Here is a 21,563-nt window from a genome sequence, read left to right as displayed (position 1 = left end):
CTTGACCCCTCGGCGCGTAGTGACGCCCATGCCAGGCCCGCTCGGGGACGCGACGCGGCGCGACCTCACCGACGCGGCCGCCGCCCGGCTCGCCGGCGACGGGTTCGCGGTCGACCGCCCGGAGAGCGGCGTCGAGCCCCCGGCGGTCGCGACCCGCGGCGACGAGCGGATCGCGGTCGAGCCGCTCGCGCCCGACGACGCGACGCCGACCGTGATCGTCTCGCGGCTCGGCCACGCGCTCGACCGCGACCGCAGCGTCCTGTTCGTCGCTCGCGACGACGCCACCGCGGCCGCCGTGCGCGACCTCCTTGCCGACCCGCCGCTGCTGGCCGCGCGCCGCGACGGCCGGCGGACCTTCCACCTCGGTCCGGACCGGATCCCGGTCGCCGGCGGCGGCTACGCCTGCGTTCGCGCCGAGGGGCTCGGCGACCCGACGTTCGCGTGGCGCGAGACGGACACCCCGGTCGGCCCGGTGACGGCGGACTCGGGAGTCGACGCCGCCGCGGTCGACGAGGCGGGCCGCCCGGTCGTCCCGCGGCTCGTCTGCGAGGTCGACGGGACTCCCGTCGCGGTCCTCGCCGGCGCCGAGAGCCTCCGGACGCCGCCGGACGCGGCGTTCCCGTTCGCGTACCGCCGCGACCCGGACGACAAGCGGTTCCGGGTCCGGCGGGGCGACGACGGGGCCGTCGTCGAGACGCTCGGCGGCTTCGGGGCGATGCGCGACGCCGGATACGTCCCGGTCCCGATGCCGCTCGTCCCCGAGCACGCGCTGGGGCGCTCGCTCGGCGACGACGCGCTCGCCGCGGCGTGGGACCTGGTCGTGATCGACGACGGGCCCGACGCGGCCGGCGGGACGCGCGGTGCGGGCGACGACGCCGGCGACCGCGACCGATAGCCACCCTCAAGGCGCCCGCGGCCGGACCCCGTGACATGACGGTCCGATTCGAGGAGCTCACCGTGGAGTGGCTCGGCTACGCGACGGCGCGGCTGGAGACGGACGGGGGGCCGGTCGCCTACACCGACCCCGGTCGGTACGGCGTCCTCGACGACTACTGGGCGCGCGACGGCGACCTCGTCGTCGTCACCCACGACCACCACTACGACAGCGACGGCATCCGGTCGGTCGCGAGCGAGGACGCGACGGTGGTCATCTACGAGGCGGTCGACCCCGCGGGCATCGACCGCGACGTGGAGCCGATCGACGCGCTCGCGGCCGACTACGACGTGGTCCGCGTCGGCGAGGAGGACCGCGTCGACGTCGACACGCCGGCCGGCGAGGTCACGGTGTGGTCCGTGCCCGCCCACAACGACTCCGAGGGACCGAACGCCGACGCCGACGGCTCGGTCGCGCACCCGCCCGGCTTCGGCTGCGGCTACCTGCTGTCGCTCGGGGGCCGCACCGTCTTCTGGCCCGGCGACTCGGACGCGCTCGACGGGTTCGCCGAGCTGGACGTCTCCGTCTTCCTCGCGAACATCGGCGGGGGCGGCATCGTCGCCGACCGGCGCGCGGCGGCCGACCTCGCCGAGGCGATGGCCCCGGACCTCGTCGTCCCGGTCCACTACGACACCTTCGACCTGCTGGAAGCGGACGGCGAGGCGTTCGCGGGCGACGTGGCGAGCCGCTCGATCCCCGTCGCGCTCGACGCGCGCTCGGCGAACCAGTAGGCGCGCGGGCCGGGCGGAGCCGTCGTGGGAACTCGACCCGTACGCTCTCGCGGCCGGTGACCTTTTTACCTCGCCGACTCCTTCCCCGGTCGCATGACCACCGAGTCCGCGCTCGCCGACGGGGTCCGGGAGGCGCTTTCGGTCGACGCCGAGGCGTTCGCCGAGCGCGCGGCCGAGGAGGCCGAGATCGTCAAACAGGAGCTCCGCGACGGCTCCTTCGACAACCACCAGTCGATCGTCGGCTTCGAGTACGAGTTCTACGCGGTCGGCGACGGGCGGTGGAGCGAGGAGTCGCGGGCGGGCGAGTACGCGCTGATGCGCGTGCCGCGCCGCCTGCTGGAGCTGATGGGCTTCGAGAAGGAGCTCGGGCTCCACAACGCCGAGATGTGTACGAGCCCGCAGCCGCTCTCCGACCACGGGCTCCGAGCGCAGCTCGCCGAGGTCCGCGCGCGCCTGGAGGCCGCGGAGAACACCGCCGGCGTCGAGGGGATGCGGCTCGTCTCCGACGGCCTCTGGACCATCCCGCCCGCGGGCGAGACCGCGGAGGGGTACCTCACCGACAGCGTCGAGGTCGACGGCGTCGTCGTCGCGGTCAACATGAGCGACGCGGTCCGCTACCACGCGATGGCGAACGCGGACCCCGACGCGGCGGACGGGGACGGACCCGACGACGCGCGGTCGGCGGGCAGCCGCGTCGAGCTCTCCGCCCCCGGCGTGTCGCTGGCGGCGGACACGGTGATGCCCGAGAGCCTCATCACGTCGATCCAGCCGCACTATCAGGTGGCGCACGCAGAAACGCTACCGCGGCACTTCCGGTACGCGCTCCGGATCGCCGGCCCCCTGCTCGCGCTCGGCGTCAACTCCCCGTTCTTCCCGCCGGACCTGTACGACGACGGCTGGGACGGCGAGCGGATCCTCGCGGAGGGGGCGACCGAGAACCGCGTCCACGTGTTCGAGTCCGTCCTCAACGCCCGCACCGACGCGGACAAGGTGCGGTTCCCGCGGGACTTCCGCGACGTCGAGACCGCGGTCGACCGCATCGCGGCCGACGAGACGCTGATCCCGATGCCCGACCCGGGCGGCAGCGACCGGTTCGACGACGACTTCGCGACGTTCCGGACCAAACACGGCAGCTACTGGCGGTGGGTGCGGCCCGTCTTCGAGGGGGCGAGCCGCTCGGCGGCGAACGCGCGCATCGAGTTCCGCCCGATCCCCGGCCAGCCCACGGTCCGCGACTCCATCGCGTTCCAGGGGGCGTTCGCGGGCCTGCTGCAGTCGCTCGCCCAGCGCGAACACCCGGTCATCGGGCTCGACTGGGAGACCGCCCGCGACAACTTCTACGCGGCGGTCGCCGACGGGCTCGACGCCGAGATGGAGTGGATCGGTCCGGACGGCCAGCACACCACGGACACGGACGCGCTGTACGAGGACCTCCTCGACCACGCGGAGGCCGGGCTCCGGACCGCCGGCTGCGCCGCCGACGAGGCCGCCGAGTGGGTCGCGCCGCTCCGGTGGCGCGTGGCCAACCGGACGACCCCGGCCAGCTGGAAGCGCGACCGCGTCCGCGCCCGCCTCGACGACGGCGACGACTTCGAGACGGCCGTGGTCGACACCCAGCGCGAGTACATCCGCCAGCAGGCCGACACGCTCATCGACGGCGGCTTCTCGGCGTGGGTGGACCGCGCCTGACCGGACCGCGGGCCCGCCCCCGACCGCGACACAGTACAGTTATCGGCCCGCCGCGTCACGCGCCGGTATGGACGACCTGATCGCCGCGGCGCGCGAGGCCTTGGACGCCGCCCACGTCCCGTACTCCGAGTACCGCGTCGGCGCCGCGCTGCGGACCGCTGACGGCACCGTGTTCACCGGCTGTAACATCGAGAACGCCAACTACTCCAACAGCCTCCACGCCGAGGAGGTCGCGCTCGCGGAGGCGGTGAAGAACGGCCACCGCGAGTTCGACCGGATCGCGGTCTCGTCGGGCGTCCGCGACGGCGTCACGCCCTGCGGGATGTGCCGGCAGACGCTCGCCGAGTTCGCGGCCGACGACCTCGTCGTCGCCTGCGACGAGGGCGGCGACGCCGTGACCGAGTACACGCTGGGCGAACTCCTCCCGAACACGATCAGCGAGGGGACGCTCGACGACGCCAGCCGGGAGTGACGCCGGCGGGCGACCGAGACGGAACTACTTTTAAACGGCTCGACGAAGGGCGGAGACATGACCGACGACAGCGAGGACCCGAACGACGAGGCCGGTTACCACGTCGAGGCCGCGCCCGAGGACGTCGCGGACGCCGTCCTCCTCCCCGGCAACCCCGAGCGAGTCGACAAGATCACCGCGCTGTGGGACGGCCACGAGGAGGTCGCGCGCCACCGCGAGTACCGCACCGCGACCGGCACCTACGACGGCGCGCCCATCTCGGTGACCTCCACCGGCATCGGCTCGCCGTCGGCCGCCATCGCCGTCGAGGAGCTGGCGCGCGTCGGCGTCGACACGTTCATCCGGGTCGGCTCCTGCGGCGCGATCCAGCCGGAGATGGACGTGGGCGACCTCGTCATCACGACCGGGGCCGTCCGACAGGAGGGGACGAGCGACGAGTACGTGCGCGAGGACTACCCCGCTGCCGCGGACGGCGAGGTCGTCTCCGCGCTCGTCGCGGCCGCCGAGCGGCTGGGCCACGACTACCACACCGGCGTGACGATGAGCGCCGACTCCTTCTACGCCGGGCAGGGGCGCCCGGGATTCGACGGGTTCGAGGCCGCCGGCTCGGACGAACTCGTCGCGGAGCTCCGGGACGCGAACGTGAAGAACATCGAGATGGAAGCGTCGGCGATCCTGACGATCGCGAACGTGTACGGGCTCCGTGCGGGCGCGGTCTGCTCCGTCTACGCCAACCGCGTCACCGGCGAGTTCCGGACGGAGGGCGAGTCGCGCGCGGCTGAGACGGCGAGCCTCGCGGTGAAGCTGCTCGCGCGCATGGACGAGGTCAAGCGGGAGGCGGGCGCCGACCGCTGGCACGCCGGGCTCTCGCTGTAACGCGCCGTCCCGCCGCGGGCCGGACCGCCGATCGCGACCGTTCCAAAGCGACTTTACCCGCGCGCCGCGGAGCGGCAGACATGAGTACACAGGTCGTGGTCGTCGGCTCGGGATACGCCGGCGCAGGGGCGGTCAAGGCGTTCGAAGACGAGGTCGGCGAGGGCGAGGCCGATCTCACGTGGATCTCGGAACACGACTACCACCTCGTTTTACACGAGGTCCACCGCGCGATCCGCAACCCCGCCGTCGAGGACAAGATCACGATCCCCGTCGACGAGATCAAGTCGCCCGAGTCCGACTTCGTTCAGGGCCGGGTCGTCGACGTCGACACCGACGAGCGCGTCGTCGAGACCGACGACGGCACGACCGTCGACTACGACTACCTCCTCCTCGCGGTCGGCTCCACGACCGCGTTCTTCGGCATCGAGGGCCTGAAGGAGAACGCCCGCCAGCTGAAGGGACTCGACGACGCGAAGGCGATCCACGAGGACGTGCGCGAGGCGGCCGCGGACGCGACCCGCTCCGACCCCGCGCAGGTCATCGTCGGCGGCGCCGGCCTCTCCGGCATCCAGACGGCCGGCGAGATCGCCGAGTACCGCGACAAGCACCGCGCGCCGCTCGATATCAAGCTCGTCGAGGGGCTCGACGAGGTCTTCCCCGGTAACGACCCGCAGATCCAGGGCGCGCTCCGCCAGCGGCTCGAGGACGCCGACATCGACATCCTCACCGGCGACTTCATCTCGGAGGCCGACGAGGAGGCTGTCTACCTCGGCGGCGGCGAGGACGAAGAGCCCGAGGAGCTGGGCTACGACGTGCTGATCTGGACCGGCGGAATTACGGGCCAGCCCGAGCTGGAGCACGTCGAGGTCGACAAGGACGACCGCTCGAACCGCGTCCACGCCGGTTCCGACTTCGCCACCAGCGACGACCGCGTGTTCGCCATCGGCGACACCGCCCTCGTCGAGCAGGGCGAGGACGACGTGGCGCCGCCGACCGCGCAGGCCGCCTGGCAGGCCGCCGAGGTCGCCGGTGCCAACCTCGCGCGCGCCGCCCGGGGCGCGCCGCTCCGCTCGTGGACCCACGAGGACAAGGGCACCGTCGTCTCCGTCGGCGAGGAGGCGGTCGCCCACGACGTGGTGGGCATGCCGATCAAGACGTTCGGCGGCAAGCCCGCGAAGCTGCTGAAGAAGGCCATCGCCACGCGCTGGATCGCCAAGGTCTCCTCCGCGAGCCGCGGCGTCAGCGCGTTCGGCGACATGTAAGCGCGGGCGACGCCTTTCGTCGACGTGCCTTCGGCCTCCGACGCTCGACTCCGGCCGTCGACAAATCAGTCCGCGCTCTCCGAGGATTTCTCGAACCGGTAGACGAGTCCCGCTTCTAGATCAGTGTTCGGCCGGCTCGTCGGGCGCCCGCATGTCGTCGATCCGCAGGATGAGAATGTTCGCGGTGTCGTCTTTGCCGTCGACGGTGCCGTCGATGACGAGCTTCGAGAGCGGCGTCGGGCCGACGGTGACGCTGTCCCCCTCGTGGAAGTCGCGGACCGAGCCCTGGACGTGGATCTCGGCGCGGCACAGCTCGGGGTGGTGGACGCTGGAGAGGTCGATCCCGTCGACGTTGGTCCCCTCGACCTGCTCGCCCTCGTGGGAGATCGGGACGTCGGCCGGCTCGTCCATGCGCTGGATGTCGAGCGCCTCGTAGGCGTTCGAGGTGGGCTTGTAGCCGCCCTTCGGACCGGGGACGCCCTCGACGAGCTGGAGGGCCTTGAGGCTCTGCATCTGGTTCCGGATCGTCCCGGGATTGCGGTCGACTTCCTCGGCGATCGCCTCGCCTTTGACGGCGTCTTCCTGTTCCCCGTACAGGTTGATGAGGGCCGTGAGGATGCTCTTCTGGCTCGACGTGAGCTCGATCGATGACATGGTCTCGAATACACGACGCCCCCGCTTAAATGCGATGGAATTCGCTTATAAATGATCGTGTGAAACCGCCTCGACGGCCGGGTACAGCCGGCGCTGCGCGTTCCGGGGCTACTCCCCGCGCAGCCGCTTCATGCGCACGTACGCGAGCGGGCTCGACAGCGCGACGACCACGCCGACGCCGATCAGCGCAAGCCCGAAGTCGACGGCGACGAACGACACCGCGGCGCCGACGAGCCCGATCGCCGCGCCGGTGAACGCGACCGCGATGGTCGCGCCGATCGGCTCGATGTCGCCGGGCTCGACCGAGTAGGGATCGGAACTGCCCATGACCGCCCCGTGGCGGCCCGGGCGCAAAACGGTGTCCGATCCGGCGAGGCGAATCGGGCGCTCTCCGCCGCCCTCGCGGGCCGCGGCCGCGTCGATCCCCACCATTCAAGCGCCGCGGCGTCGCGTACCCGGTATGACCACGGTCAGGATTATCGGCGCGCCGACCGACTACGGGGCGAACCGACGCGGGGTCGACATGGGACCGTCGGCGATCCGGTACGGCGGGCTCGCGGACCAGCTCGCCGGCGCCGGCGTCGAGGCGGTCGACGCGGGCGACCTCCCCGTCCCGCGGGCGGAGGAGCGCGACCCGGACGCGGACGCGCCCAGCGTCGGGGAGGCGAAGTTCCTCCGCGAGACCGCCGACGTGTGCCGGGAGCTCGGCGACGAGGTCGCCGCGACGCTCGACGCCGGCGACGTGCCGCTCGCGCTCGGTGGCGACCACTCGATCGCCATCGGGAGCCTCGCCGGCTCCGCGCGCGACGCGGACATCGGCGCCGTGTGGTTCGACGCGCACGCCGACCTCAACACGCCCGCGACGACGCCGTCGGGCAACGTCCACGGGATGCCGCTGGCGGCCGCCCTCGGGATCGGCGAGTTCGCGGACGCCGAGTGGGCGACCGCGCCGGGGCTCTCGCCGGAGAACGTCGCCCTCGTCGGGCTGCGGTCGGTCGACGGCGCGGAGGCGGAGCTCATCCGCGAGCGCGACTTCGCCGCGTACACGATGTCCGACATCGACGAGCGGGGGATAACCGAGGTCACGGAGGAGGCGCTCGACGTCGCCTCGGCCGGCGTCGACGGGATCCACGTCAGCCTCGATCTCGACTGGCTCGACCCGAACGCCGCGCCCGGCGTCGGGACGCCCGTCCGCGGGGGCGTCACCTACCGCGAGGCGCACAGCGCGATGGAGATCGTCGACGAGACGGACGCGCTCCGCTCGATGGAGATCGTCGAGGTGAACCCGACGCTGGACCAGCACAACGAGACGGCGGAGCTGGCGACGGAGCTCGCGGCGAGCGCGTTCGGGAAGCGGGTGCTGTAGCTCGGGGACGACAGATCCGCCTCAGACGTTCCGGTCGAGTTCCTCGACGACGCGCTGGAGGTCCGCGGCGGCCTCGATCTCGCCTTTGATCTCCTCGCGGCGCCGGACCGCCGCGGAGTCGGCGTCGTACGCGCGGACGAACTCGGCGCGGGTGTGCTCGTCGAACGCGTGGCGGATCGCGAAGTAGCCGTCCGGAACGATCGTGCCGCACACCTTGCACTCGTGGCGCTGGTGGTCGTTCGTCTGGTGGACGATCGCCGCCTCCACGTCGTCAAAGGCGGCGTCGCAGTCGCCGATGCCGCACGTCCAGCGAGGAGCCATACCGGGAACACTCGCCCGAGGGGGATTAACGGTTTCCCAACTCGGCGAGACGCCGGGACGGGCCGCCGCCGCGCGGTCCGACCCGCGGCCGCGGCACCGTCGTCGTCGAACGATACGCCTTTGCGCGGGCGCGACGACCGTGCGACCGTGACCCGATCGCAAACGCGCGTCGACGCCCACGTCAAGGTGCTCGACGACGAGGTCGTCGCCCGCGCGAAGGCCCGCGGGATCGACGCGCTCGTGTACGCGCCGCACTTCACGCGGCTCCCGACGGTCCGCGAGCGCGCGGCCCGCTACAGCGACGACGAGCTGACCGTCGTCCCCGCCCGCGAGGTGTTCACCGGCGACTGGGGGAACCGGCGGCACCTCCTCGCGCTCGGGCTCTCCGACCCGGTCCCCGACTACATCACCTTCGAGGGCGCCATGGCCGAGTTCGAGCGCCAGGACGCGGCCGTCCTCGTCCCGCACCCCGGGTTCGCCACCATCTCGCTCACGCGGCCCGAGGTGGACGCGCACGCCGCCCGGATCGACGCCGTCGAGACGTACAACACGAAGCTCCTCCCCCACCAGAACGCCCGCGCCCGCCGGACCGCGTCGGAGACCGGCTGCGCCGGCTTCGGCTCGTCGTACGCCCACCTCCCCGGCACGGTCGGCGAGGCGTGGACCGCCTTCGGGGGCGACCTCGACGACGCCGCGGCGGTCGCCGAGGCGTTCCGCGAGCGCCGCCCGCGGACGGTGATCCACCGCGGCGGCGTCGGCCACCGACTCCGGGGGCTCGTCGAGTTCGCACACCTCGGCTACGAGAACACGTGGGCGAAGCTCGACCGGATGTTCCTCTCCGGAAACGAGCCTACCCTGCCGTCGAACGTCGCCTACGAGGGGCGGTTCGACGACGTGAGCGTCTACGAGTAGCGCGTCGCGCTCACAGTCCGAATCCGGCCGCGGCTTCCGACGCGGCGGACAGGTCCAGATCGAGGCTGACGACGTAGGTGTGGATCGCCCAGAAGCCCGCCAGCTCGATCGCGGTGATGACCACCGTGACGAGGTCGGCGTACTTGCTGCTCGTCGTCACGCCGCTCGGGAATCCGAACTCCCGGTCCGAGAGGGGGTGGAACAGCGCGATACCCCGGCGGCTCCCGACCACGTCGAGGACGTAGTGAGTCAACACGCCGATCCAGACGTACTGGAGGTTCCCGAAGAAGATCGGGTACGCGAGGAACACCGCCAGCACGGGGAGGCTGTGGAGCGTCTTCCGGTGGCGCCCGAAGGCGGTGTCGACGTCGGGGAACAGCGCCCCCAACACGACGGGAACGGTGATCTCGGCGACGGTCGTCGCGGTCGCCGCGTCGAGCCCCGGTTCGAGGATGAAGCCGAGCCCGAGGGCGAGCAGCAGGCCGTTGAGCACGTGGCCGCGTTTGTTCATGTCTCCCCGTGTGCGGGTCGGCAGGTCAAACCACCGGATCGCGGTGACTCGGTGGGACGCCGCGCCTCCCCCGTCGGCGGCCCCGGCGTTCGGGTCGAAAGAGCCACGGCGACCGCGTCCGACCCGACCGTATGGAGTACGAGGAGCCGAAGTTCTTCCACGTGATGCGGTACGCCGCGGCCGCCGACGGCGACGTCATCGACATGGTGAGCGGTAACCCCGACTGGGAGCCGCCCGCCGCGCTCCGGGAGGCGCTCCGCGAGTACGCCGACCTGCCGCCCGCCGACTTCCAGTACCCGCCGAGCGACGGGCTCCGCGAGCTCCGCGAGGCGATCGCCGAGCGCCGCGACGTGGACCCCGAGCGCGTGGTCGTCACCAACGGCACCGGCGAGGCGAACTACCTCGCGATGGCGCGCGCGCTCGACCGCGGCGCCGGCGACGAGGCGCTCCTGATGGACCCGGTGTACCCGTACTACCCGGGGAAGACCCACCTCCTCGGCGGCGAGCCGACGCTCGTGCCCACCGCCCGCGACGGGAGCCTCGACGTCGACGCGGTCCGTGAGGCCGCGAGCGGGGACACCGCGCTGATCGTCTTGAACACCCCGAACAACCCGACCGGCGCCGTCTACGACCTCGACGCGGTCCGCGAGGTCGTCGCGGTCGCCGAGGCGGTCGACGCCGTGGTCGTCGTCGACGAGGTGTACGGTCAGTTCGACCTCGCCGGCTCCTTCGAGTCGGCCCTAACCCTCGACTCCGAGCGCGTGATCGTCACCAGCGGCTTCTCGAAGTCGATGGCGATCACGGGGCTCCGGGTCGGCTACGGCGTGTTCCCCGAGGCGCACGTCGGCGACGCGAAGACCCGTCACATGCTCGTGAACGTCACCGGGGCCCGTCCCTCCCAGTACGCGGTCTACCACGCGCTCGCCGAGACCCCGGACGACTACTACGCCGAGTCGCGCGAGCTGCTCGCCGACCGTGTCGCGGCCTTCACCGACGCCCTCGACGCGGCCGGCGCCGAGTACAGCCGCCCGGAGGGTGCCTTCTACGTCCTCGCGCGCTTCGAGGGATTCCCCGGCACGATGGCGAACGTCAAGCGCCTGATCGACGAGGCGGGCGTCGCCGGCATGCCGGGCGAGGCGTTCGGCACCGCCCGCGACGAGTGGATCCGGTTCGCGCTGGTGACGCCGCGCGCGACCGAGGCGGCCGAGCGGCTCGCGGACTACTTCGCGGACGTGGCCCCGGACTCCCGCTGAGGAACCCCGGCGGGCCGGCGGGCGCTCGTCAGCCGGTCGCTCCCGACGGCCGCCGCGACGCCCTCACCGGCCGCGGGTCCGGCCCGCGACGGACAGCGCGAGGAGAGCGACCGCGGCCGCGACGACGCCGAATCCGGGGTTCTCGTCGTCGGTGGTCCCGTCGCCGCTCGACGAGTCGCCGTCGGACGCGTCGCCGTCCGCGTCGTCGGCGCTCCCGTCGTCGCGGTCCGTCGCCGACTCGTCGACGCCCACGACCGTCACCGGTTCGGAGACGGTGTCGCCGTCCCGCGCGACGAGCGTCCGGTCACCGGCGGTCCGGATCGTCACTTCGAACTCGCCGCGGTCGTCGGTCTCCCCGACGGCCTCGCCGTCGAGTTCGACGGTCGCACCACCGACCGGCTCGTCGTAGGCGTTCCGCACGGTCACGCGCGTCGTCTCCCCGACGAGGACGCGGTCGTTCGCGGGCTCGGCGACGAGTGCGGCGCTGCGCTGCGCGGTGGCGTTCACGCTCACCGCCGACTCCTCCACCCTGACCCGCTCGGACGTGGCGTCGTATCCGTTCTTGACGACCGCGACCGTGTAGACGGCATTCACCGGTACGGTGAGCGATGCGGTCCCGTCGGTCACGCTCACCCGCCCGTCGAACACCGAGGAGGAGGCCCGCACCGCCCCCGTCTCGATCGGGACCGGCGGGTCGAAGTGGTCGTCGAAGACCCGCACGTCGAGCGTCGTGGCGCCTCGCTCGACGGCGACCCGGGCCTCGCCGCCGTCCCCCACGGTCACGGGGACGGACGCCTCCAGGTACCCGGGCTTCACGACGACGACCTCGTAGTCGCCGCGTTCGAGGCGCGCCGTCTCGTACCGCCCGTCCGCCTCGGTCTCGCCCCGGTCGATCGTCCGCCCGCCTTCGCGGACCCGGACGGTCGCGTCCGGCTGCGACCGGTTCTCCCCGTCGACGACGGTCACGGTCGCGGTGCCGCTCCGTGAGACCCCGAGGTCCACGGTCGTCTCGCTGGCGTTCTCGACCCGGAGCGGACGGTTCCGGACGTAAGCGTCGTCGTCGACGTCCAACTCGACGCCGGCGCCCTCCGGGACGTCGAGGAGGACGTTCCCGTTGCTCGCCGTCGTCCCGGACGCGGTCCCCGTCTCACCGGCGTCGGTCTCCCACGTCGCCTCGACTGTCGCACCGGCGACGGCGTCGCCGTCCCGATCGGTCACGGAGACGGTGAGCGTCACCGGGTCGGCGGCGAACGCGCCGCCGGTCGCGGTCACCGCGACGAACAGTATTGCCGCGGTGACCAGCGTCGAACGTGCGACGTTCATACGCGGCGTACGCGGTCGGTCAGTATAGGTATGACCCGATTACTTGCCGTAAGCGGGCCTGAATCTCGCTTTCCCGGCCGATCTGACGGTCAGTGGGGCCGGGAAACCGCCTCCGCTACCCGCCGCCGCCACCGCCGCCGTAGCCGCTCTTCCCCGCCTCGGCCTCCCGCTCGCGCCGGTCCGAGCCGTCGTCCGCGTTCGCGGTCGATCGCTCGGACGTCGACCGCTCCGACGCCGACCCGGACCCCCGCGCCGCGAGCGCCCAGCCGAGGGCGTACGCCGCGACTGCGGCGGCGACGCCGGCGCCGGTGCCGGCGAGCCACGCGCCGGCCAGGTACGCGGCGGCGGCCAGTGCCGGGCCGCCGAGGAGCGCGTACCCGAGGTTCTCGCGGGCGAGTCGCGGCGTCTCCATGTTCGCTGCGTCCGCCTCCCGGGAGAAGTGTCTTGTCCCGCCTCGCCGCCGCTGAACCGTTCCCACGACTCCGCCGTATTCAAATACGCGCGCGCAGACCAACGCGTATGGAGCAGATCGACGACCAGTACGCGCCCGCGGACGTCGAGTCCGCGGTCGACGAGTACTGGGACGACCACGACGCCTACGAGGCGGCGAAGGAGGCGCACGCCGACGACCCGCCGTTCTTCTTCGTGGACGGCCCGCCGTACACCTCCGGGCAGATGCACCTCGGGACGGCCTGGAACAAGACGCTGAAGGACGCCGTCATCCGGTACAAGCGGATGACCGGCCACCGCGTCACCGACCGCCCCGGCTACGACATGCACGGGCTCCCGATCGAGGTCAAAGTCGAGGAGGAGCTCGGCTTCGAGAACAAGCGGGACATCGAGGAGTACGGGATGGAGGCGTTCATCGAGAAGTGTAAGCAGTTCGCCTTGGAGAACCGGGCGGCGATGGACGAGGACTTCAAATCCATCGGCGCGTGGATGGACTGGGACAACCCGTACGAGACCATCTCGCCGGAGTACATGGAGGCCGCCTGGTGGGCGTTCTCCGAGGTCGCCGACAACGGCCTCGTCGAGCAGGGGAAGCGGTCCATCTCGCAGTGCCCGCGCTGCGAGACCGGCCTCGCAAACAACGAGGTGGAGTACGAGGACGTCGAGGACCCCTCCGTCTACGTGAAGTTCCCGCTCGCCGACCGCGAGGGGAGCCTCGTCATCTGGACGACGACGCCGTGGACCATCCCCGCGAACACCTTCGTCGCCGTCGACGAGGATCTCACCTACAACGCCGTCCGCGCGGAGAAGGACGGCGAGAGCGAGCTCATCTACGTCGCCGCCGACTGCGTCGAGGACGTGCTCGGCGAAGGGCGCTACGAGGACTACGAGGTCGAGGCCGAGCTGACGGGCGACGAGCTCGTCGGCTGGGCGTACGACCACCCGCTCGCCGACCGCGTCGCCGAGTACCCCGACTTCGAGGGCGCCGGTCGGGTGTACGCCGCCGACTACGTGGAGGCCGACCGGACCGGACTGGTCCACTCCGCGCCCGGCCACGGGGAGGAGGACTTCCAGCGCGGCACGGAGCTCGGGCTCGACATCCACTGCCCCGTGAAGCCGAACGGCGAGTTCACCGAGGCGGCCGGCGAGTACGCCGGCCAGTTCGTGCGCGACGCCAACGACGACATCGTCGACGACCTCGTCGCCGACGGACACATGCTCGCGCACGGCACTGTCGACCACAGCTACGGCCACTGCTGGCGGTGTGACACCGGGATCGTTCAGCTGGTCACCGACCAGTGGTTCATCTCGATCACGGACGTCAAAGACGACCTCCTCGACAACATGGAGGACTCGGAGTGGCACCCCGACTGGGCCCGCGACAACCGGTTCCGCGACTTCATCGAGGACGCGCCCGACTGGAACGTCTCCCGCCAGCGCTACTGGGGGATCCCGATCCCCATCTGGGTGCCGGAGGACGCCGACGCCGGCGACCTCGACGAGGACATGATCGTGATCGGCACCCGCGAGGAGCTCGCCGAGCGCGTCGAGGAGGACGTCGACCCCGAGTCGATCGACCTCCACCGCCCCTCCGTCGACGACCTCACTATCGTCGAGGACGGGACGACGTACCGCCGCGTCGAGGACGTGTTCGACGTGTGGCTCGACTCCTCCGTCGCCTCGTGGGGGACGCTGGGCTACCCGAGCGACGAGGCCGCGCACGACGAGCTGTGGCCCGCCGACCTCATCATCGAGGCGCACGACCAGACCCGCGGCTGGTTCTGGTCGCAGCTCGGCATGGGTACCGCCGCGGTCGGCGAGATCCCGTACGACGAGGTGCTGATGCACGGCTTCGCCAACGACGAGGACGGCCGGAAGATGTCGAAGTCGGTCGGCAACATCGTCACGCCGGAGGAGGCGATCGACCGGGCCGGACGCGACCCGCTCCGGACCTACCTGCTCAGCCACGACCAGCAGGGGGTCGACCTCGCGTTCGAGTGGGACGGGCTCGGCGAGATTCAGGGCAAGCTCAACATCCTCTGGAACGTGTTCCGGTTCCCGCTGGAGTACATGGAGCTCGACGGCTACGACCCCGCCGACGCGGACCTCTCCGACGGCGAGCTCGAGCTCGTCGACGAGTGGGTGCTCTCGCGGCTCCAGTCCGTGGAGGCCGAGGTCGCCGAGGCCTGGGACGACTACCAGGTCAGCGACGCGGTCAACGCCGTCATCGAGTTCGTCACGCAGGACGTGTCGCGGTTCTACGTGAAGGCGGTCCGCGACCGCATGTGGGAGGAGGCCGACTCCGCCTCGAAGCGCGGCGCCTACGCCACGCTCGCGACCGTCCTCGACGAGGTGATCCGCCTGCTCGCGCCGATCGCGCCGTACCTGACCGAGCGGATGTACCAGCGGCTCGACGGCGCGGCGACGACCGTCCACGCGCTGTCGTACCCCGAGCCGGACGCCGACCTGCGCGACCCTGACCTCGAACGCGACGTGGCGGTCTTCCGCGACGTGGAGGAGGCGGCGGCGAACGCGCGTCAGCAGGCCGGCCGGAAGCTCCGCTGGCCCGTCCCGCGCGTCGTCGTCGAGACGGCCGACGAGACCGTCGCGGCCGCGGTCGACCGGCTCGAAGCGCTGATCGCCGACCGCGTCAACGCCCGCGAGGTGCTCGTCACGGACGCCTTCGACGAGCTCGTCGAGACCGCGGAGCCGCAGATGGCGGCCATCGGACCCGCGTTCGGCGGCGACGCCCAGAAGGTGATGGAGGCGGTTCAGGGCGCCGACCGCGCGGCGGTCGAGAGCGGCGAGGTGACCGTCGACGGCCAGCCCGTCGACCTCGACGACGAGATGGTCGAGTACGTCGCTGAGCCCCCGGAGCACGTCTCCGGCGCCGACTTCGAGGGCGGCACCGTCTACGTCGACACCTCGCTGACCCCCGACATCGAGTCCGAGGGGTACGCCCGCGACGTGATCCGCCGGATCCAGGAGATGCGCAAGGAGCTCGACTTGGACGTGGAGGCGCGGATCCGCGTCGGCGTCGGCGTCGACGACGACCGCGTGGCCGGCTTCGTGGACGACCACGCCGACCTCATCGCCGGCGAAGTGCGCGCCGACGCTTGGTTCGACGACCCGACCGACGCGGCGGACGCCGAGGACGGCCTCGTCGAGGAGTGGGAGGTCGAGGACGTCACGCTCACCATCGGCGTCGACCCGGTCGCGTAGGCCTCCCCGACCGAAGACGCCGCTTCGAGCGTCCGAGTGCTCGGTTTCGAAGCCCTCAGCGCCCGCGCTCGCTGGCTCGAACCGACGACAACGGCACCGCCGGGGCGTCGCCTCCGCGACGCGAATTACTGTGGGAACAATTCGCACCCCGAAACCTATAGGTGCGTTCTTTACTCACAGTTGAACATGGATGTTCGGGCGGCTCGGGCCGACGACGCCGAGGCCCTTCGCACCGCGGTCTCGCGGGCCCGGGAGGAGACGGTGTTCGACGACATCGGCGCACCGCTGCTCGACGTCTCCGCCGCCGGCGTCCGCGAGGCCGCCGCCGAGGCCGAGTGGTCGTTCCTGATGGAACACGACGAGGAGGGCCCCGTCGGCCTCGCCATCGCGCACCCGGACCCGGACGGCGCCGAAGCGGAGCTACTGGCGCTGTGGGTCCACCCGAACCGCGCGGGGGAGGGGATCGCCGGGGAGCTGCTGTCGCGCGTCGGCGGCGCGCTCGCCGACCGCGGCGTCGAGACGCTCCGGGCAACGGTGCCGGCGGACAGACCGAGCGCGACGGAGTTCTTCGTCGCACACGGCTTCGAGGCGCGCGGGACCCGCCGGAGCCCCGTCGGCGACGAGGACGTGGTGGTCGCGGCCCCGCGGACGCTCGTCTGAGGCCGCCGGCCTACTTCAGTCGCTCCTGCAGGAAGGAGGGGTGGGCCGCGGTGACGCCCTCGACGCCGAGCAGCTTCTCGGAGATGACCTCGCCGAGCTCGTCGCCGTCGCCGGCGCGGACCTCGGCCATCAGCATGTGGTCGCCCGAGGAGGTGTACAGCGCCTGGACCTCGTCGAGCGACTTCAGTTCGCGCGTCGCCTCCACGTACTGTCCGGAGTCGACGTCCATCCCGACCATGGCGATCGACTGCGACGAGAGCTTCTTCGGGTCGACCTCCGCGGAGTAGCCGACGATCACGCCCCGCTCTTCGAGGCGGTCGATGTACTTCCGCACCGTCGGCTTCGAGACGTCGGCCCGTTCGGCGATCTCCCCGCAGGACGCCTGCGCGTCCTCCTCTAACACGGAGAGGATCCGCTCTTCCGTCGATACCGTACTCATATCACTCCGTTTGTCACCAATGAAAAAATACCTTGCGAATCAAAAAACGGATTCACCGCGCCGTCAACGACCGACGGCCCCGCTCAGGCGTGTTTGTCGAGGAACATGTCGTGGGAGCGCTCCCACTCGTAGTCGTCGTCCCAGTAGCGCTCGGCGAGCGGCTCCTCGGGCATCTCGCCGATTTCGCGCTTCTCCTGGCCGTAGGACGGACGGTCCTCGTCGACGTAGAAGCGGCCGGTGAGGACCTCGCCGTCGTAGAGGGCCTCCTCGGTCGTGCGCATCATCTCCTGGGCCTCGACGCGGTCCGTCTTGTCGAACTCGTAGTCGTCGGAGTCGTTGACGTCGATGTACGGGACGTACTGGCGCGCGTCCTTGTTCCAGGTCGGACACTGGGTGAGGAAGTCGACGTGCGCGAACCCGTCGTGTTCGATCGCCTCGATGAGGATCTCCTTCGCCTGGTTCGGGTTGACCGCGGCCGTCCGGGCGACGTAGGAGGCGCCGGCGTTGAGCGACATCGAGAGCGGCTTGATCGGTTCCTTGGCGCTCCCGTGGGGCTGCGTCTTCGACTTGTGGCCCTTCGGGCTGGTCGGGGAGGTCTGCCCCTTCGTGAGCCCGAAGATCTCGTTGTTGAACACGATGTACGTCATGTCGTGGTTCTCCCGGGCCGTGTGGACGAAGTGGTTCCCGCCGATCCCGTAGCCGTCGCCGTCGCCGCCGGCGGCGATCACTTCGAGGTCGGGGTTCGCGAGCTTCGCGGCGCGGGCCACGGGCAGCGAGCGCCCGTGGATCGTGTGGAACCCGTACGTGTCGAGGTAGCTGTTCAGCTTGCCCGAACAGCCGATCCCGGTACACAGCAGGGTCTCCTCGGGCGTGCGCCCGACCTCCGGCAGCGCCTGCTTGAGCGCCTTCAGGACGCTGAAGTCACCGCAGCCCGGACACCACGTCGGCTGCGGCTCCACGCCGGGGGTGTACTCGTCGCGGTCGATCTCCCGCTCCTCTCCGATCGCTGAAAACGTGCTCATTGGTTAGTCACCTGCGGCTGGGACGAACGTGGTCTGGTGGCCGGACGCGTCGCCGTCGCCCTCGACGATCGCGGCCTCGAACCCGTCGACGACCTCCGCCGGCTCGAACGGGTTCCCGTTGTACTTCAACAGGCTCGACAGCTTCTCGCCGTAGCGGCCGAGGTTCTTCTGGACGAGCCCGCGGAACTGTCCGGACGCCGTCATCTCGACGACGAGGACCTCGTCGACGCTCTCGACGAACGCCTCGACCTGCTCGGTCGGGAACGGGAGCATGTCGGAGACCCCGTACGACTTCACGGAGTGGCCGGCCTCGTTGAGCCGACCGACGGCCTCCTCGACGGTGCCCTGCTGGCTGCCGAACGTGAGGATGCCGTACTCGGCGTCCTCGGGCCCGGCGTACGAGCCGGTGTCCTCCCCGTCGAGGTCGGCGCGGATCGCCTCCAGCTTCTGGGTCCGCCGGTCGATCTGCGCGACCCGGTTGTCCGGGGACTCGCTGATGTGGCCGGTCGGGTCGTGCTCGTTGCCCGTCGCGAGGAAGCGACCGCCCTTCTGCCCGGGCACCGACCGCGGCGAGACGCCGTCGTCGACGTCGTGCTGGAAGCGGTGGAACTTCCCGTCGCCGGAGTGCGGCTCGTCCGCGAGCGCGTCCTCCGAGAGCGTCTTCCCGAGGTCCGGGTTCGGATCGCGGTCGAAGTGGCTCTTGGGGACGTTCGTCAGCTCGCCGCCGAGCTTCTGGTCGTACAGCAGGATCGTCGGGATCTGGTACTCGTAGGCGAGCCGGAAGGCGATGCGCGACTGCTCGTACGCCTCCTCGACGGTCCCCGGGGCCAGGACGACGCGCTGGGAGTCGCCCTGCGAGGTGTAGAGGACGTGTTCGAGGTCGGACTGCTCCGGCTTCGTCGGCATCCCGGTCGAGGGGCCGGCGCGCATGGCCTCGACGAGGACGACGGGCGTCTCCGTCATCTCCGCCAGCCCGAGCGGCTCGGACATCAGCGCGAACCCGCCGCCGGAGGAGCCGGACATCGCCTTGACGCCGGCGTGCGAGGCCCCGACCGCGAGCGCGGCCGCGGCGATCTCGTCTTCCACCTGCTCGGAGATCCCGCCGAGCTTCGGCAGGTTCTGCGTCATGATGGTGAACACCTCGGTCCACGGCGTCATCGGGTAGCCGGCGATGAACCGGCAGCCCTCGTCGATGGCGCCGTAGGAGATGGCGTCCGACCCGGACATGAGCAGCTGGGTCTCGTCGTGTTCGCCCGTCGGCACCGACACGTCCGGGGCGTCCACGTCGTACTCCTCGCGGACCTGGTCGTACGCGGTCTCGAGGATCTCCAGGTTCGGTTCGAGGATCTTCTCCGGCATCGCGTCGCGCATCAGGTCCTCGACGTGGTCGAGTTCCATGCCGGTCAGCGCGCAGGTCGCGCCGACGCCGGCGGTGTTGCGCATGACCTCGCGACCCATGTCGCGGGCGAGCCCGCGGAGGTCGAGCGGGTACACGTGCCAGTCGTTCTCCTCGGCGCGCTCCTCGAAGTTCGGGATCTCGGAGGCGTCCAACAGCCCCTCGTCGTAGACGATGACCCCGCCCTCGCGGAGCTCGTCTAGGTTCTCCGAGAGCGGCTTGATCTCTTCGTTGCCGTAGACGGCCTCCTCCTGCGGGTTACGGGCGAAGGAGTCGCCGAGTGCCAGCAGGAAGTTGTAGCCGTCGCCCCGGGATTCGACGGGGTCCGCCGACGCGCGGACCTCGGTATAGGTGTGGCCGCCGCGGATCCGCGACGGGTAGTGCCGATGCGTGAAGACGTTGAGCCCCGATCGCATCAAGGCCTTCGCGAAGTTCTGGCTGGTGGAAGCGATCCCGTCACCGGATCCCCCCGATATCCGCCAGATGAGTTCGTCGTCAGTCATAGTGGTATGTGAGCCCGATTGGGCCTCGTAGCGGAACGTTGTGCTGGTTCCCTCTTAGGGCTTGCTATGGAATCCCAAGGGACTATCATGAAGGTCTATAAGGGGCGCTCGGGCGCTCGTCGCCCGTCCGCCGGGCCGATCCGAGCGCCCGCCCTCGGTTTCGTCGCTGCCGACCCTTCCGCGTCTTTTTAGGCCGCCGCGCGCCGAACGCACCCATGCTCACCTTCATCGGGCTCGGCCTCTACGACGAGCGCTCCGTCACCGTCGAGGGGCGCGAGGCGCTGCGGGCGGCCGACCGGGTCTTCGCGGAGTTCTACACCAGTCGGCTGATCGGCGCCGACGTCGCCGACCTGGAGGCGTACCACGACGTCGACATCGCCGTCCGCGACCGCGCCGGCGTGGAACGGGATCCGGAGCCGATCCTGGAGGCGGCCGCGGACGGCGACGCCGCCTTCCTCACGGCCGGCGACACGATGATCTCGACCACCCACACCGACCTCCGGCTCCGCGCCGAGGAGCGCGGCATCGACACGCGGGTGGTCCACGGCGTCACCGCCCAGTCCGCGGCGTCGAGCCTGACGGGGCTCCAGAACTACCGGTTCGGGAAGGCGACGACGCTGCCGTTCCCGTACGCGCACGGCGGCGACGACGTGCCCGCGAGCGTGGTCGAGACCGTCGAGGCGAACCGCGAGCGCGGGCTCCACACCGTCGTCTACCTCGACATCAAGGTCGGGACCGGCCCGAGCGGCCCCGACCCGGACCACGAGGAGTACATGACGGCCGACGCGGCCGCGGAACTGCTCGCCGAGGGGTGGGCCGACGAGCTCGCTGTCGCCGTCGCCCGCGCCGGGTCGCCGGACGCGGTCGTCGCCGCCGACCGCCTGAGCGCGCTCGCCGACCGCCAGTTCGGCGACCCGCTCCACCTGCTCGTGATCCCGGGCGACCTCCACCACGTCGAAGCGGACGCGCTGGTCGGCCTCGCGGACGCTCCGGACGCCCTCGTCGAGGAGTGAGCCGTCGGGCGGTCCGGGACGTCTCCGTCCCTCGCCGGGCCCGAACCCGTGTCGCTCGACGCGAACAGGCCCTCCGACCGGATAATTGATAACCGTGCCCAGCGTTACCACGAGACATGAACGACGTACTCGTCGATCGGCTCATGTCGACCGACCTCACCACGATCGAACGCGGCGCCCCAGCGGCCGACGCGGCGAAGCGGATGCGCGACACCGGCGTCAGTTCGATCCTCGTCGTGGAGCCCGACGGACGGCTGGCCGGGCTGATCACCGCGACGGACTTCGTGGGGCTCGTCCGCGACAACGACCCGAAAGACCGGACGCCGGTCGAAGCGTTCATGACGACCGACGTCGTCACGGTGGGCCGCGAGGACACCGTCGCGGAGCTGGCGGCGCCGACCGCGCACGGATACACCCACCTCCCGGTGACCGACGGGGACGGCAGACCGATAGGGATGGTGTCGACGACGGACCTCACGGCGCACCTCTCGAAGGCGCGCTGACGGCCCCCCTCAGAGCGTCGCGTTCCGCCGCTCTTCTGCCGTCCCGAACGG

The 21,563-nt window shown here is 71.3% G+C and carries 22 protein-coding genes; 13 read left to right on the top strand and 9 right to left on the bottom strand.

What is annotated here, in order from left to right; all coding sequences use genetic code 11:
• Positions 1–28 precede the first annotated feature (28 nt).
• From DVK06_RS02190 to DVK06_RS02165, 6 genes are all read left to right on the top strand, one after another.
• Positions 29–895 (top strand): hypothetical protein, encoded by an 867-nt coding sequence (locus DVK06_RS02190; protein WP_121599125.1) that lies wholly within the window; start codon positions 29–31, stop codon positions 893–895.
• Between the two features lie 35 nt (positions 896–930).
• The gene (locus DVK06_RS02185; protein WP_053771541.1) at positions 931–1,665 is read left to right on the top strand and encodes an MBL fold metallo-hydrolase; all 735 of its coding nucleotides are present in this window, start codon (positions 931–933) and stop codon (positions 1,663–1,665) included.
• Positions 1,666–1,758: 93 nt separating this feature from the next.
• Positions 1,759–3,354, top strand: coding sequence for a hypothetical protein (locus tag DVK06_RS02180; protein WP_053771540.1), 1,596 nt, complete (start codon positions 1,759–1,761; stop codon positions 3,352–3,354).
• A 67-nt stretch (positions 3,355–3,421) separates the two neighbouring features.
• On the top strand, positions 3,422–3,826 hold the full coding sequence (gene cdd / locus DVK06_RS02175) for a cytidine deaminase (RefSeq protein ID WP_053771539.1): 405 nt from the start codon (positions 3,422–3,424) through the stop codon (positions 3,824–3,826).
• 57 nt (positions 3,827–3,883) lie between these two features.
• Complete coding sequence (locus tag DVK06_RS02170) at positions 3,884–4,702, top strand: nucleoside phosphorylase (RefSeq protein WP_121599124.1); 819 nt, start codon at positions 3,884–3,886, stop codon at positions 4,700–4,702.
• Positions 4,703–4,782: 80 nt separating this feature from the next.
• On the top strand, positions 4,783–5,964 hold the full coding sequence (locus tag DVK06_RS02165; protein ID WP_053771537.1) for an NAD(P)/FAD-dependent oxidoreductase: 1,182 nt from the start codon (positions 4,783–4,785) through the stop codon (positions 5,962–5,964).
• Between the two features lie 120 nt (positions 5,965–6,084).
• Here the strand turns inward: DVK06_RS02165 and DVK06_RS02160 are convergent, their stop codons facing one another.
• The gene (locus DVK06_RS02160; protein ID WP_053771536.1) at positions 6,085–6,618 is read right to left on the bottom strand and encodes an Rrf2 family transcriptional regulator; all 534 of its coding nucleotides are present in this window, start codon (positions 6,616–6,618) and stop codon (positions 6,085–6,087) included.
• A 108-nt stretch (positions 6,619–6,726) separates the two neighbouring features.
• Positions 6,727–6,945, bottom strand: coding sequence for a hypothetical protein (locus DVK06_RS02155; protein WP_053771957.1), 219 nt, complete (start codon positions 6,943–6,945; stop codon positions 6,727–6,729).
• A 133-nt stretch (positions 6,946–7,078) separates the two neighbouring features.
• On the opposite strand from DVK06_RS02155, the gene rocF reads away from it, so the two are divergent.
• Complete coding sequence (rocF, locus tag DVK06_RS02150; protein WP_121599123.1) at positions 7,079–7,984, top strand: arginase; 906 nt, start codon at positions 7,079–7,081, stop codon at positions 7,982–7,984.
• A 21-nt stretch (positions 7,985–8,005) separates the two neighbouring features.
• On the opposite strand, the gene DVK06_RS02145 is transcribed toward rocF, so the two are convergent.
• Positions 8,006–8,305 (bottom strand): hypothetical protein, encoded by a 300-nt coding sequence (locus DVK06_RS02145; protein WP_053771534.1) that lies wholly within the window; start codon positions 8,303–8,305, stop codon positions 8,006–8,008.
• Between the two features lie 120 nt (positions 8,306–8,425).
• Between DVK06_RS02145 and DVK06_RS02140 the strand changes: the two genes are divergently transcribed.
• Positions 8,426–9,217: a PHP domain-containing protein gene (locus DVK06_RS02140; RefSeq protein ID WP_053771533.1), complete on the top strand. Its 792-nt coding sequence runs from the start codon at positions 8,426–8,428 to the stop codon at positions 9,215–9,217.
• 10 nt (positions 9,218–9,227) lie between these two features.
• Here DVK06_RS02140 and DVK06_RS02135 read toward each other — a convergent pair whose 3' ends face one another.
• Positions 9,228–9,728: a metal-dependent hydrolase gene (locus tag DVK06_RS02135; RefSeq protein ID WP_053771532.1), complete on the bottom strand. Its 501-nt coding sequence runs from the start codon at positions 9,726–9,728 to the stop codon at positions 9,228–9,230.
• Positions 9,729–9,859: 131 nt separating this feature from the next.
• Here DVK06_RS02135 and DVK06_RS02130 point away from each other — a divergent pair, with 131 nt between their 5' ends.
• Positions 9,860–10,981, top strand: coding sequence for a pyridoxal phosphate-dependent aminotransferase (locus tag DVK06_RS02130; RefSeq protein ID WP_121599122.1), 1,122 nt, complete (start codon positions 9,860–9,862; stop codon positions 10,979–10,981).
• 63 nt (positions 10,982–11,044) lie between these two features.
• Here the strand turns inward: DVK06_RS02130 and DVK06_RS02125 are convergent, their stop codons facing one another.
• A complete protein-coding gene (locus DVK06_RS02125) occupies positions 11,045–12,304 on the bottom strand; it encodes a carboxypeptidase regulatory-like domain-containing protein (RefSeq protein WP_121599121.1) in 1,260 nt (419 codons plus the stop codon).
• Positions 12,305–12,419: 115 nt separating this feature from the next.
• A complete protein-coding gene (locus DVK06_RS02120) occupies positions 12,420–12,716 on the bottom strand; it encodes a hypothetical protein (protein ID WP_121599120.1) in 297 nt (98 codons plus the stop codon).
• Positions 12,717–12,823: 107 nt separating this feature from the next.
• On the opposite strand from DVK06_RS02120, the gene ileS reads away from it, so the two are divergent.
• Positions 12,824–15,976 carry an isoleucine--tRNA ligase gene (ileS, locus tag DVK06_RS02115; RefSeq protein ID WP_121599119.1) on the top strand — a complete coding sequence of 1,051 codons (3,153 nt, stop codon included), beginning with the start codon at positions 12,824–12,826 and terminating at the stop codon, positions 15,974–15,976.
• 186 nt (positions 15,977–16,162) lie between these two features.
• Positions 16,163–16,636 carry an N-acetyltransferase gene (locus tag DVK06_RS02110; RefSeq protein WP_053771527.1) on the top strand — a complete coding sequence of 158 codons (474 nt, stop codon included), beginning with the start codon at positions 16,163–16,165 and terminating at the stop codon, positions 16,634–16,636.
• Positions 16,637–16,646: 10 nt separating this feature from the next.
• Here DVK06_RS02110 and lrpA1 read toward each other — a convergent pair whose 3' ends face one another.
• The 3 genes from lrpA1 to DVK06_RS02095 all read right to left on the bottom strand — a co-directional run bounded on the left by lrpA1 (position 16,647) and on the right by DVK06_RS02095 (position 19,996).
• Entirely contained in the window at positions 16,647–17,075 is a 429-nt protein-coding gene (gene lrpA1 / locus DVK06_RS02105) for an HTH-type transcriptional regulator LrpA1 (protein ID WP_053771526.1), read from the bottom strand.
• A gap of 83 nt (positions 17,076–17,158) precedes the next feature.
• Entirely contained in the window at positions 17,159–18,097 is a 939-nt protein-coding gene (locus DVK06_RS02100; protein ID WP_121599118.1) for a thiamine pyrophosphate-dependent enzyme, read from the bottom strand.
• A 3-nt stretch (positions 18,098–18,100) separates the two neighbouring features.
• Positions 18,101–19,996 carry a 2-oxoacid:acceptor oxidoreductase subunit alpha gene (locus tag DVK06_RS02095; protein WP_053771524.1) on the bottom strand — a complete coding sequence of 632 codons (1,896 nt, stop codon included), beginning with the start codon at positions 19,994–19,996 and terminating at the stop codon, positions 18,101–18,103.
• Between the two features lie 215 nt (positions 19,997–20,211).
• On the opposite strand from DVK06_RS02095, the gene dph5 reads away from it, so the two are divergent.
• Together dph5 and DVK06_RS02085 are read left to right on the top strand one after the other, a co-directional pair.
• Positions 20,212–21,009, top strand: a complete 798-nt coding sequence (dph5, locus tag DVK06_RS02090; protein WP_121599117.1) for a diphthine synthase — start codon at positions 20,212–20,214, stop codon at positions 21,007–21,009.
• A gap of 116 nt (positions 21,010–21,125) precedes the next feature.
• The gene (locus DVK06_RS02085; RefSeq protein WP_053771522.1) at positions 21,126–21,512 is read left to right on the top strand and encodes a CBS domain-containing protein; all 387 of its coding nucleotides are present in this window, start codon (positions 21,126–21,128) and stop codon (positions 21,510–21,512) included.
• Positions 21,513–21,563 lie beyond the last annotated feature (51 nt).

The sequence above is a fragment of the Halorubrum sp. Atlit-28R genome, from assembly GCF_003665955.1.
Taxonomy (GTDB): domain Archaea; phylum Halobacteriota; class Halobacteria; order Halobacteriales; family Haloferacaceae; genus Halorubrum; species Halorubrum tropicale.
This window is presented reverse-complemented; position numbering and strand designations above follow the sequence as displayed.